This window comes from Streptomyces sp. SYP-A7185 (assembly GCF_046103685.1).
Classification (GTDB): domain Bacteria; phylum Actinomycetota; class Actinomycetes; order Streptomycetales; family Streptomycetaceae; genus Streptomyces.
In genome coordinates, this window is sequence record NZ_CP122310.1 from 1,339,405 (window position 1) to 1,351,246 (window position 11,842).

An 11,842-nucleotide genomic window follows, 5' to 3' on the forward strand; every position below is an offset into this window, starting at 1 on the left:
GACGGAGGGTGATGGCAACCGCATCCGAGACCACGGCGACCGACGGCGCCGACGGGGGCGTGGCACTGGCCTCGGCACGGGGCCGCTGGGTGCTCGCCTGCGCCGTCCTCGCCTCCGGCATGGCGATGCTGGACGGCACGGTGGTGAACGTCGCCCTGCCCACGCTCGGCCGCGACCTGGACACCTCCCTGGCGTCCCTCCAGTGGGTCGTCAACGCCTACATGCTCACGCTCTCCTCGCTGCTGCTGCTCGGCGGGGCGCTCGGCGACCGCATCGGACGGCGGCGCACCCTGGTCATCGGCGTCGTGTGGTTCGCCCTCGCCTCGGCCCTGTGCGGGCTCGCGCAGGACGCGGGGACGCTCATCGCGGCACGGGCACTGCAAGGCATCGGCGGCGCCCTCCTGACGCCCGGTTCGCTCGCCCTGGTGCGCACGTCGTTCCGGCCGCAGGACCAGGCACGCGCGGTGGGCGCCTGGTCGGGCCTCGGCGGGGTCGCGGGCGCGGTCGGCCCGTTCCTGGGCGGCTGGCTGATCGACGGCCCCGGCTGGCGGTGGATCTTCCTGATCAACGTGCCGCTGGCGGCGCTCGTGCTCTTCGCGGTCCGCCATGTCCCCGAGAGCCGGGCCGAAGGCGCCGCCGACAAGCCCTTCGACGTGACGGGGGCGTGCCTGGCCGCGCTGTTCCTCGCGGGCCTCAGCTTCGCGCTGATCGGCGCCGCGGGGGACTCCTCGAAGGCGGCGGCGCTCCTGCCCGGGCTCGGCGGACTCGCGGCGGGCGTGGCCTTCGTCGTGGTGGAGCGCCGCCGCCGCAACCCCATGCTGCCGCTCTCCCTCTTCCGCTCCCGCCTGTTCAGCGCGGCCAACGTCATGACCCTGTGCCTGTACGCGGCCATCGGCGGGCTCTTGTTCATGCTGCCGGTGCAGTTGCAGACGACACTCGGCTACGACGCGCTCCAGGCCGGCACGGCGACACTGCCGATCACGGTCCTGATGCTGCTGCTCTCGGCCGCCGCGGGCGATCTGTCCCGGCGGGTGGGCCCCACCCTGCCGCTGGTCGCCGGGCCGCTGATCGCGGCCGCCGGGGCGCTCCTGATGCTGCGGATCGGCCCCGACGCCGCGTACGTCACCGAGGTCCTGCCCGCGGTCGTGGTCCTCGGCCTGGGGATGAGCCTGTTCGTGGCCCCGCTGACGGCGACGGTCCTCGCCTCGGTGGACGCGGGGCGCGCGGGTCTGGCCAGCGGCGTGAACAACACCGCGGCGCGGGTGGCCCAGATGCTCGTCGTCGCCGCGCTGCCGCTCGCGGTGGGCCTGTCGGGGACGGCCTACGCGGATCCGGACGCGCTGAACACGGCGTTCGGCAAGGCGGCCGCCGGCTGCGCGGGCCTGTTCGTCCTCGCGGCGACAGCGGCGGCGGTCTTCATCCGCCCGCGCCCCGAATCCTGGCACGAGGAGGCGGGCAACACCCCGCGCTGCACGTCCCATCTGGGCGTCAACGCACCGCCGTTGGAACCGGGCAAGGACTGCGCGGGCTAGGACGCGGGACGCGGACGGAGGCAGCCGTCAGACCGCGGCGGCGGGGGCATCGCGCACGAAGAGCGTGACCGACACGCTCTCCTTGAAGCCGTTGCGCCGCATCAGCGCGGCCGACGCGGTGTTGCGCGACTCGACGTCGGTCACCACGGCGGTCGCGCCCGCGGCGGTCAGCGTCGCGCAGCAGGCCTGCACGAGGTGGCTGGCCACGCCCTGCCCCTGGTAGGCGGGCGCGCTGGCGATCCACTCCAGGTTGCCCCAGTCCGCGCGCTGGTCGAACCCCATCGAGCCGAGGACGAACCCGGCCAGGGCCGCACCGTCCAGCGCCACCCAGCAGGAGGAGGCATCGGCGTCCAGGTGCCGGGCGATCGCCGAGAGGGACCAGGAGGTGTACGGCTTGACCGAGGTGTCGTACAGCTCGCGCCCCAGGGCGAGGACGTCGGCCAGATGGGTGGGGGCCATCCGTTCGAGAGCGATCGGGGACCGCTGGTGGGCGGCGGCGGCTGACATGGGACCTCCCGGGTGGCGGACGCCGGCGGCCCGCGCGGGCGCGGGGCGGTGACCGGCTGCTTCTCACGCTATGAGGGCCCGGTGCGGCGCGCGAGCCAGGACCGGCCGCCGCCGGGGGTGCCACCGCACCCCCGCGGAGCCCAGGAGTCCTTTACCGGAGCGGCGCGGAGAGCGCCTATCGTGGTGCGCATGTCCGCTCCTGAGCTGATCCGTATCGTCTCCCGTTCCTCCCCCATGGCGCTGGCCCAGGTGGAGCGCGTACGCGCCGAACTCGCCGTGCTCCATCCCGGCATCCGGACCGAGGTCGTGCCGGTCACGACCTCCGGGGACCGCTGGATGGGAGACCTTTCGGTGCTCGGCGGCAAGGGCGCCTTCACCAAGGAGGTCGACGCGGCCCTGCTCGCCGGTGAGGCGGACCTCGCGGTGCACTGCGTCAAGGACGTACCGGCGGACCGGCCGCTCCCGGCGGGCACCACCTTCGCCGCGTTCCTCAAGCGGGACGACATCCGCGACGCGCTCATCCACCCCGGCGGCCGCACCCTGGACGAGCTGCCCGCGGGCACCCGCATCGGCACGTCCTCCGTCCGCCGCATCGCCCAACTGGCCGCCTCGCACCCGGAGTTGGAGTGCGTCCCGATGCGTGGCAACGCCGGGCGCCGGATGGAGAAGCTGGCCGCGGGCGACGCGGACGCGCTGCTCCTGGCGGTCTCGGGGCTCGAACGCATCGACCGTATGGACGTGGTCACCGAGGTCCTGTCGGTGGAGACGATGTGCCCGCCGATCGGCGCGGGGATCCTGGCCCTCCAGTGCCGCGAGGACGACACGGCCACCATCGACGCCGTGTCGGGGCTCGGCGACCCCGAGGCCTGGCGGGAGGCCACCGCCGAGCGCATGTTCCTGCACGTGCTTCAGGGGCACTGCAACTCCCCCATCGCCGGGTACGCGCGCTGCGAGCGCGGCGGCGACCTGTCGCTGCGCGCCCGGGTGTTCACCCCGGACGGCAAGACGGTCCTCAACGCCCACGAGTGGGCCGGGCCGCTCGACCCGGCGACGCTGGGCACGTCCGTGGCGGTCACGCTGCTGCGCCAGGGCGCCCGCGAGCTGATCGACTCCATCGCGCACTGACGGCGTCCGCACGGGGGCCGGCCCGACGGCTCACACCACGGTGACCCGCACCCCCATGGCGGCGAGTTCGTCCCCGAGTGCCCCGGAGTCGGTCACCGGGGTGTGCACGCCGACCGTCGGACGGATCCCGGAACGTCGCCCTGCCGATCTTGGTGTGGCCGGCGACCACGACCGTACGGGTCCCGGCGTTGTCCTCGGCTTCGGCCAGGGGCTCGGCCCCGCTCGGCGTACGTAAGATCGACATCGCGTCACATGTCGACACGGGGGCGGGCCACGGGGCCCGTCCTTGGCTCTTGGACCACCCCACACGAAAGTCTTCGATGCACCACCCGTACCGCCCACAGCCGCCGCAATCGCCGCAGTCCCCGCGCCGCTCGCGCCCGGGGCGGCTCGCCGTCTGCGTCGCCGCGCTCCTCCTGGCCACCGCCTGCGCCACCGACGACGGCAAGGACGCCCCGGCCACGGACCGGGCGGACGCCGTGCGCACGCCGAAGGCCGACACCGTCTTCGACTACCAGCTCGGCGGCCCGTACCCGCCCGACGGCGCCGTACGGGCGGTCTCCCGCGACCGCTCGGCCAAGCCCGCCGAAGGCCTGTACAACGTGTGCTACGTCAACGCCTTCCAGGCCCAGCCGGGCGACGCCATCGCCTGGTGGAAGAAGAAGCACCCCGACCTGCTCCTGAAGAACGACGACGGCTCCCTCGTGGTCGACGAGGACTGGAAGGAGCCGCTCCTTGACATCTCCACGTCCGGCAAGCGACGCGCCCTGATGGACGTCGTCGGCCCGTGGATCGACGGCTGCGCGACGTCGGGGTACGACGCCGTGGAGCCCGACAACCTGGACTCCTACGAGCGGTCCGACGACCACCTCACGCCCCGCCACGCCGCCGCCTTCGCCGAGCTGCTCGCCGAGCGCGCCCACAGCCGGGGCCTGGCCATCGCCCAGAAGAACACCACCGACCTCCTTCCCCAGCGCGGCCGCATCGGGTTCGACTTCGCCGTCGTCGAGGAGTGCGCGGCGTACAAGGAGTGCGGTGACTTCGCCGACGCCTACGACGACAAGGTCTTCGCCGTGGAGTACACGCGCAAGGACTACCGCACCGCGTGCGACACCTGGGGCGATCGCCTTTCGATCACCCTGCGCGACCTCGACGTCAGCCCCAAGGGGACGAAGGGACACGTCTTCGCACAGTGCTGACCGCCCGCGTGCGGGCGGCCGCGACGAGCACCAAGACGCTGCGCCCGGGGCCCGTCAGTCGCGCACGTCCCGCGTGAGCCGGTCGAGTTGCCGGGCGGCCACCGCATCGAGGGGGAAGCCCGGGGTGCGTTCCGCGCCCCGGTCGCTGAACTCCACGGTGAGGGTGCCCACCCGCACCCAGATGTGGTGGTCGCTCAGCACGGTGCCGTCGGGACCGTCCATGCTCAGGTCGAAGGCCACGGCCTCGTCACCGAGGCCAGGCGCTTTCGCCACGTCGATACGGGAGTTCAGCCTCCCTTCCGGGGTCTTGCCCACCAGCGTCTTGCACGTCTTGAGCCCCTCCGCGAGCCGCCGGAACTCCTTCGACGCCCCGTCACCGGCATACGCGGCCAGCCAGGTCCGGCCGCCCCACTGCTTGTTCCTCCACCAGAAGTCCTGGATCACGGAGGTCGACGCGTGGTGCGAGACGAGCGCGTCGAACACCTCCTGGCAGCCGGGCCCCGGCACCAGAACGCGCGGATCGTAGCGCGGGACGGGCCCTTGCTCGGTGGTGCTCTCGACCTGGGGCACATCCCCCTCCCGCAACAGGAGGGACTTCAACTGCCGGGCCGACAAGGGCTGTTCGGGCGCCGCAGACGGGGAAGACGAGGGGGACGCCGACACGGACGCCCCCTTCGTCGCCTCCGACGTCCCGCCCGGACCCGGCAGCACCGAGCACCCCGTTGCGGCCACGACCGCCCCGGCGGCCATCACCGCTCCCACCGTCTTACGGCTCCCCGTCCACATGGCCGCCGCCTCCCCCTGATCCGCTGTGCCCACGACGGGCAGACAGTACGGCACGCGCGGATCAGGGCGGTCAGGAGGCCGGGGCTCAGGACGTGGACAGGTCGGTGATCCGGATGTCGTCGTGCCGGACCACGCGCGTCGCCGGATCTCCCGCCGCCGTCGACGAGGCGGGGCGGTACAGACCCCACTTGATGCAGCCGAAGGTCGTGGGGTTCTCCGGGTGAAAGGTGTTCACGTCCGAGTAGGTCTTCTTCAGCGTGAAGCCCGACTCCCCCGGCAGCTCGGCGGACACCTTGTAGTACCCGGTCCTGTCCTCGGCCCACCGCACGTCGACGCGGAACCGCATCCACTTGTTCACGTGCGCGCGGACGTCGCCGACCACCGCGGCCTGGAGATCGAGCAGCGGGGAGCGGAAGGCGATCTCGTTCCGCTTGGCCATCAGATAGAAGGAGGGCTTGTTCCCGCCCGCGTGCTTGCCCTGGAAGATGATGTCGCCGGCGTCGCCCTTGCCGGTCTCCCAGTCCTTGAGCAGGACGCTGAACTCGTAGCGGTGCTCGTCGCCGACGTGGACGAGCGAATCCAGCAGTTCGTTGTTGGCGCTCTCGCTGCGGGGCGCCCCGTCGGAGACGTACGCCTCGTCGTTCAGCGTCACCTTGTGCAAGACCGAGCGGGAGCTCCCGTCGCCGCCGCCCTCGACCTCGGAGGCGTCGTCGGCCCGGTGTCCGCCTGGACCCCGGCGAGCACGAGACCGTTGTCGTCGTCGTAGGTGACGTCCAGGGGGCGGTTCTGTTCGGCCGGGAAGCGGGCGGCCCGGCCGGTCCGGCCGGTGCGGGGGTCGTGGCGCCACCCTGTGGACGTACCACCCCGGGACCGGCCGCTCCCGGCACTTCGCCGACCCGATCGACGAGCTCCAGTGCGTCCGAGGCATCGCGAGCAGGGCCGGCGTCGTCTACGTACTGGTGCAGCCCGCCCGCGGCCGCGACGGCGCTCAGCCCGCCGTCCGCCTGATGCTCGGGTCCGGGGATGCGCATGGGGGTGCCTCCTGTCCCAGGTCCTGCCCTCACCCCTCGGGCCTGCCCGCGGGGCCGCACGACTCGCCCTCGCATCCAACCAGTCGCACCGGCCCGGGCTTCCCGCGCGATCAGGCCGATCAGACCACGCCGCGCCTCCGACATCGTTGTCGAAGGCGCGGCGCACACGGTCTCGATCTCTACGGAACGCGGCGGACCCGCCGCGTCGCCCTACGGCTTGTGGACGGCGTCACTGCCGTACAGCTCCCTGGTGAACGCCGAGATGTCGGCACTGCGGTCGCTGCCGTCGAGGTTGTACGTCAGATAGACGCCGTATCCCCCGCTGACGGTGCGGCGGGCGAGGTCGGCGGCCGTGCTCTGCGAGGTCCGGCCGATCTCGACGGCCGCCGGGGACAGCTTCGACTTGGGCAGTGCGATGCCCGGGACCTGCCAGGTGCCGTAGTAGGGGTTCCAGGCGTAGTCGAACTTGGACGAGACGTCGACGCCGCCGTACGAGAGGCGCGACGCGGCCGGGCCGATGTTGTAGAGGCTGATGATCTTGTCGGGCATGTTCGCTCGCAGTGCCGTCACCAGGTGCACGAACGAGCCGGCATTGGGCTGACCGGTGCCGTTGTTGCCATACTCGGCGTACTCGTCGTCGAAGTCGATGCCGTCGAGACCGTACTTGGTCACGGTGTCCGACATCTGCTTCGCGAACGCCGAAGCCGCCTGCTGGGAAGGGAAGTTCGCGAAGCCCGCGCCCTGGTGGTTGCCGAGCACCGAGAGGACGACCTTGATGCCCTTCTGCTGCAACGGCCGTATCTCCGTGGCGGCGTTGTCGAGGACGCGCTGCACGTTCTCGTTGAAGTGCAGGTACGCCGCCTTCTTGGACGTGTCGTAGTTGATGTTCGCCGCGAAGATGACGGCGACGTCGAAAACGTTGTCACCGCCGTTGGCGAGGGTGTACTTGCCGACGTTCAGCATGCTGTTGTTGTTCACCTCGACGTACGCCACCGAGGTCGGGCCCTGTTTCGCGGAAACGGGAGCAGGAGCGGGGGCGGGAGCGGGGGCCGCCGCCGCGCCGGTCGTCGCGGTCGCGCCGAGGGTGAGGGCCGCGACGGCCGACAGCGCCAGCGCCGCCGTCCGCACTCTGCTCCGTACCAGAGTGAACATCGTTGATCGGTCTCCCATCGCATGGGTCGGCGCCCGACCAGTTCGAAGCGCCGAGTGAGCCCTCCGAGTTTTCCTCTCCCGTGACGTAATCCCAAGAATCACGCACCACCTCTTCACGACTCCCACGCACCCCGGCCCTCCCCCACGAACGGAACGGCGGTTCGGCGTTCCAGCTCCGCCGCCCGGTGCACGAACGCCTCGTGCAGGTCCTGCGCCGCCTGCGGCACCGACTCGGCCTTGCGGCGCTGAAGCATGAGGAGCACCCGGGTCGTGTCCCCGGCGATCGGCCGGTGGGTGATCGTGCCGAGCCTCTCCAGCGGATCCCCGACGACGCTGAAGTCCGGCAGGACCGTCACCCCGAGGCCCTCGGCCACCATCAGCTTGCCCATCTCGGCGCCGTCGGTGGAGTACGAGAAGGAAGGGCTTCGGCCGCCCAGGAGCCGGTGGACGTAGCGGTGCATCACATAGCCGGAGCGCATGGCGATCAGCGGCTGGGTGAGCAGGTCGTCCGCCGACACCGCGGGCAGGGCCGCCAGCGGACTGCCGGGGCGCACGCACACCACCGGGCGCCCGCGCAGCAACCGCGTGGACTCCAGACCGGCGGGCACGTCGTCGCCGTCCAGATGGTTGACCAGGCCCAGATCGAACCCGCCTTCGGCCAGCGCCCGGCTGATGTCGGTCTGCTGCGCGGCGACCACCTCGACCTGGGTGACCGGATGCGCGGCGCGGAAGTCCCGCACCACCGGGACGAGCAGCGGGACGGTCGCGGCGTTCACCGTGCCCACCCGCACCATGCGGCTGATGCGGTGCTGTTCGCCGGCCGCGGTCCGCAGCCGGTCGACCGCCTCCAGGACCTTGACGATGTGCGGCAGCAGTTCCCTGCCCTCCGCGCTCATCGTCGCCCCGGACCGCTTGCGCTCCAAGAGATCGACGCCGAGCTCCCGCTCCAGATTCCTGACGGTCTCGCTCAGCGCGGGCTGCGAAAGGCGCAGTTCTTCTGCCGCCCGGCGCAGCGAGCCGAGTCTGGTCACCGCCGTGATGTACTCCAGCTGTTCTGTCCGCACGAGCACAGCCTTTTCGCACGGCGCTGGTTCGTTCAAGGGTTTCCCTGTTACGCCCTCGTGAAATCCAATGGTCCGGGATGCAAGACCGGTCGGGTTTTCCTTGACCGCACCGTCCGGGCCCTGCCACGATCGAGGGCATGAAGATGCGACTGGACCTCACGCGGCGACGCCACGTCGACCTCGCGCGCGTCTCCAGTGCCTCTTGTTGCGCCGCGGCCTGACGCTCCCCATCTGCCGCGCTTTTCCGCCGCACCGCCCCTGTCGTAGGACAGGAATGTGCCGCGCATTCCGGCTCACTCCCCCCGCCTGAATTCCGTGCGTCCAAGCGCTCTCAAACGCGCTCCAATGCCCGCCCGCGATCTGTCGCGCTGCCGGAATTCGGCGTGCCCGAAACCCCCTTTCCGCAACAGGAGTTCCGCATGTCCGCGCCCGTGAAATTCGCTTATTGGGTTCCCAACGTGAGTGGGGGCCTGGTCACGAGCAAGATCGAACAGCGCACCGACTGGGGCTACGAATACAACCGCGATCTCGCCGTCCTCGCCGAGAACAACGGCTTCGAATACGCCCTCAGCCAGGTCCGCTACATGGCCTCCTACGGCGCCGAGTTCCAGCACGAGTCGACCAGCTTCAGCCTGGCCCTGCTGCTCGCCACCCAGCGACTGAAGGTCATCGCGGCCGTTCATCCGGGGCTGTGGCACCCGGGCGTGCTGGCCAAGCTCGGCGCCACCGCCGACCACCTGTCGAACGGCCGCTTCGCGGTCAACGTCGTGTCCGGCTGGTTCAAGGGCGAGTTCACCGCCCTGGGCGAGCCCTGGCTGGAGCACGACGAACGCTACCGCCGCTCCGAGGAGTTCATCCGGGCGCTGCGCGCGGTCTGGACCGAGGACCACGCGGAAGTGGCCGGCGACTTCTACCGGATCCGTGACTTCTCCCTCAAGCCCAAGCCCCTCAACACCCCCGAGCGACCGCACCCGGAGATCTTCCAGGGCGGCAACTCCACCGCCGCGCGCGCCATGGCGGGCCGCGTGTCCGACTGGTACTTCTCCAACGGCAAGGACTTCGACGGCGTCACCGAGCAGATCCGCGACGTCCGCGCGTCGGCCGCGGCGGCGGGCCGCCCCGCACCCGGCTTCGGACTCAACGGATTCCTCATCGCCCGCGACACCGAGGCCGAGGCCCGCGACACGCTCCGCGAGATCGTCGCCCGGGCCGACTCGGAGGCGGTGGAAGGCTTCGGAGCCGCCGTGAAACAAGCCGGCCGGTCGGCCGCCGACGGCAAGGGCATGTGGCAGGACTCCACCTTCGAGGACCTCGTCCAGTACAACGACGGCTTCCGTACGGGGCTGATCGGCACCCCGGAGCAGATCGCGGAACGCGTCGTGGCCTACAAGCGCCTCGGCGTGGACCTGTTCCTGCTCGGCTTCCTGCACTACCAGGAGGAGGTCGAGTACTTCGGCAAGCGCGTCCTGCCCCTGGTCCGCGAGCTGGAGGCCCAGCAGCCCGAGGCAGACGCGGAACCCGCGACCGCCCCCGCCCACGCCTGACGGCCCGGCCGCCGCGCACCCCACTTTCCGTACCCCACCGCGAAAAGAGACCGCAGCCATGAGTACCGCCACGCCCACGAACTGGCAGACCGCACCCGCCCCGCAGACCGCCCAGGACTGGATCGCGCGCGCCGCCGACGTCGCGGCCGTCCTCGCCGCCGACGCCGTCGAACGTGACCGGGCCGGCGCCACCCCCCACGCCGAGGTCCAGCTCCTGAAGGCGGCGGGCCTGGTGACCCTGCTCGGCCCCACGGAGCACGGCGGCGCGGGCCAGGACTGGCCCACCGCCTATCGCGTCGTCCGCGAGATCGCCAAGGCCGACGGCTCCATCGGCCAGCTGCTCGGCTACCACTACCTGTGGTTCTGGGCCGCCCGCCTGGTCGGCACCCGCGAGCAGTGGCAGGACGTGGAGGCCCGGGCGAGCCGCGAACGGTGGTTCTTCGGCGGGGCCGTCAACCCCCGCGACAAGGACGTGACCGTCACCGAGGACGGCGACGACCTCGTCTTCACCGGCCGCAAGACCTTCTCCACCGGCAGCAAGGTCTCCGACGTCACCGTCCTGGAAGGCGTCCTGGAAGGCACCGACCAGCACGTCTTCGCGATCGTGCCCTCCGACAGCGCGGGCCTGGTCTTCCACGACGACTGGGACAACATCGGCCAGCGGCTCACCGAGAGCGGCGGTGTGACCCTCGACGGGGTCCGCACCCCGTGGTCGTCGGCCGCCGGCTACGTCGACAAGGTGTTCCAGGCGCGCACCTACAACACCCTCAACGTCCCCACCATCCAGCTGGTCTTCGTCAACTTCTATCTCGGCATCGCGGCCGGCGCCCTGGAGACGGCGGCCACCTACACCCGCACCAAGTCCCGGCCGTGGCTGCACGGCGGCCACGAGCGCGCCGTCGACGAGCCCTACGTCATCGACATCTACGGCGACCTCACCGCGAAGCTCTGGGCGGCCGAGGCACTCGCGGACGCCGTCGCCGCCGAAGGGCAGACGCTGCACGACGACCCCGACGCGGTCACCGCGCGGACCCGTGGCGCGTTCGAGGTCCGGGTGGCCGCCGTCAAGGCCCGTGCCACCGAGGTCTCCCTGGAGATCAGTAGCCGCGTCTTCGAGGTGACCGGCGCCCGCGCCACCAGCACCGCCGAAGGCCTCGACCGCTTCTGGCGCAACGTCCGCACCCACACGCTGCACGACCCGGTCGCCTACAAGCGGCGCGAGGTCGGCCGCTGGGTCCTTGAGGGTGAACTGCCCGAACCCACTTGGTACTCCTGACCCGCTCCGACAGCGGGGCGCCCGGTACGACGCCGGGCGCCCCGCCTCCAGAAAGAGGACCCCATGGCCACCGTCCTGTCCGTCTCCGGCAGCCCTTCCGCCACCTCCCGCACCAACCGCCTGCTGCGCCACCTCGACGACCGGCTGCGCGAACAGGGTCATGACGTGATCCCGCTCGACGTGCGCACCCTTCCCGCCGAGGCCCTGCTGCGCGCGGACTTCCGCCACCCCGCCATCGTCGAGGCCACCGAACTCTTCGCCCGCGTCGACGGGGTCGTCGTCGGAACACCCGTCTACAAGGCCTCGTACTCCGGTGTCCTCAAGGCCCTGCTCGACCTGCTTCCCCAGTTCGCCCTCACCGGCAAGACCGTGCTTCCCCTCGCCACCGGCGGCTCGATCGCCCACGTCCTGGCCATCGACTACGCCCTGCGCCCGGTCCTCAGCTCCATGGGCGCGACCCACGTCGTACAGGGCTGGTTCACCCTGGACAAGGACCTCACCGCGCACGAGGACGGCTCCCTGACCGTCGCCCCGGCCGCCGGTGAGGCCCTCACCCAGGTGCTCGACCAGTTCTCGGCGGCCCTCGACCGCACCACGCCGGTCCTGGCCACGGCGAGCTGAACGCC

The 11,842-nt window shown here is 71.5% G+C and carries 12 protein-coding genes; 7 read left to right on the forward strand and 5 right to left on the reverse strand.

The genetic code is table 11. The annotated features are described in order from the left end of the window. The first annotated feature begins 11 nt into the window (after positions 1–11). Complete coding sequence (locus QBL25_RS05710; RefSeq protein ID WP_409055882.1) at positions 12–1,532, forward strand: MFS transporter; 1,521 nt, start codon at positions 12–14, stop codon at positions 1,530–1,532. Between the two features lie 27 nt (positions 1,533–1,559). On the opposite strand, the gene QBL25_RS05715 is transcribed toward QBL25_RS05710, so the two are convergent. Beyond that, positions 1,560–2,039, reverse strand: a complete 480-nt coding sequence (locus QBL25_RS05715) for a GNAT family N-acetyltransferase (RefSeq protein WP_409055883.1) — start codon at positions 2,037–2,039, stop codon at positions 1,560–1,562. Between the two features lie 189 nt (positions 2,040–2,228). On the opposite strand from QBL25_RS05715, the gene hemC reads away from it, so the two are divergent. Next, complete coding sequence (gene hemC, locus QBL25_RS05720) at positions 2,229–3,164, forward strand: hydroxymethylbilane synthase (RefSeq protein WP_409055884.1); 936 nt, start codon at positions 2,229–2,231, stop codon at positions 3,162–3,164. A 320-nt stretch (positions 3,165–3,484) separates the two neighbouring features. Then, positions 3,485–4,363 (forward strand): endo alpha-1,4 polygalactosaminidase, encoded by an 879-nt coding sequence (locus QBL25_RS05725; protein WP_409055885.1) that lies wholly within the window; start codon positions 3,485–3,487, stop codon positions 4,361–4,363. A gap of 54 nt (positions 4,364–4,417) precedes the next feature. Here QBL25_RS05725 and QBL25_RS05730 read toward each other — a convergent pair whose 3' ends face one another. From QBL25_RS05730 to QBL25_RS05745, 4 genes are all read right to left on the reverse strand, one after another. After that, on the reverse strand, positions 4,418–5,182 hold the full coding sequence (locus tag QBL25_RS05730; RefSeq protein WP_409055886.1) for a hypothetical protein: 765 nt from the start codon (positions 5,180–5,182) through the stop codon (positions 4,418–4,420). 52 nt (positions 5,183–5,234) lie between these two features. Further along, positions 5,235–5,801: a heparin lyase I family protein gene (locus QBL25_RS05735; RefSeq protein ID WP_409062561.1), complete on the reverse strand. Its 567-nt coding sequence runs from the start codon at positions 5,799–5,801 to the stop codon at positions 5,235–5,237. A 589-nt stretch (positions 5,802–6,390) separates the two neighbouring features. Then, positions 6,391–7,332 (reverse strand): endo-beta-N-acetylglucosaminidase H, encoded by a 942-nt coding sequence (locus QBL25_RS05740; protein WP_409055887.1) that lies wholly within the window; start codon positions 7,330–7,332, stop codon positions 6,391–6,393. A 113-nt stretch (positions 7,333–7,445) separates the two neighbouring features. Continuing rightward, positions 7,446–8,396: a LysR family transcriptional regulator gene (locus QBL25_RS05745; RefSeq protein WP_409055888.1), complete on the reverse strand. Its 951-nt coding sequence runs from the start codon at positions 8,394–8,396 to the stop codon at positions 7,446–7,448. A gap of 143 nt (positions 8,397–8,539) precedes the next feature. On the opposite strand from QBL25_RS05745, the gene QBL25_RS05750 reads away from it, so the two are divergent. The 4 genes from QBL25_RS05750 to ssuE all read left to right on the forward strand — a co-directional run bounded on the left by QBL25_RS05750 (position 8,540) and on the right by ssuE (position 11,837). Next, positions 8,540–8,617, forward strand: a complete 78-nt coding sequence (locus QBL25_RS05750; protein WP_350786652.1) for a putative leader peptide — start codon at positions 8,540–8,542, stop codon at positions 8,615–8,617. 198 nt (positions 8,618–8,815) lie between these two features. Then, positions 8,816–9,940, forward strand: coding sequence for a dimethylsulfone monooxygenase SfnG (gene sfnG / locus QBL25_RS05755; RefSeq protein ID WP_409055889.1), 1,125 nt, complete (start codon positions 8,816–8,818; stop codon positions 9,938–9,940). Positions 9,941–9,998: 58 nt separating this feature from the next. After that, a complete protein-coding gene (locus tag QBL25_RS05760; RefSeq protein WP_409055890.1) occupies positions 9,999–11,216 on the forward strand; it encodes an acyl-CoA dehydrogenase family protein in 1,218 nt (405 codons plus the stop codon). A 63-nt stretch (positions 11,217–11,279) separates the two neighbouring features. Next, entirely contained in the window at positions 11,280–11,837 is a 558-nt protein-coding gene (gene ssuE, locus QBL25_RS05765) for an NADPH-dependent FMN reductase (protein ID WP_409055891.1), read from the forward strand. Positions 11,838–11,842 lie beyond the last annotated feature (5 nt).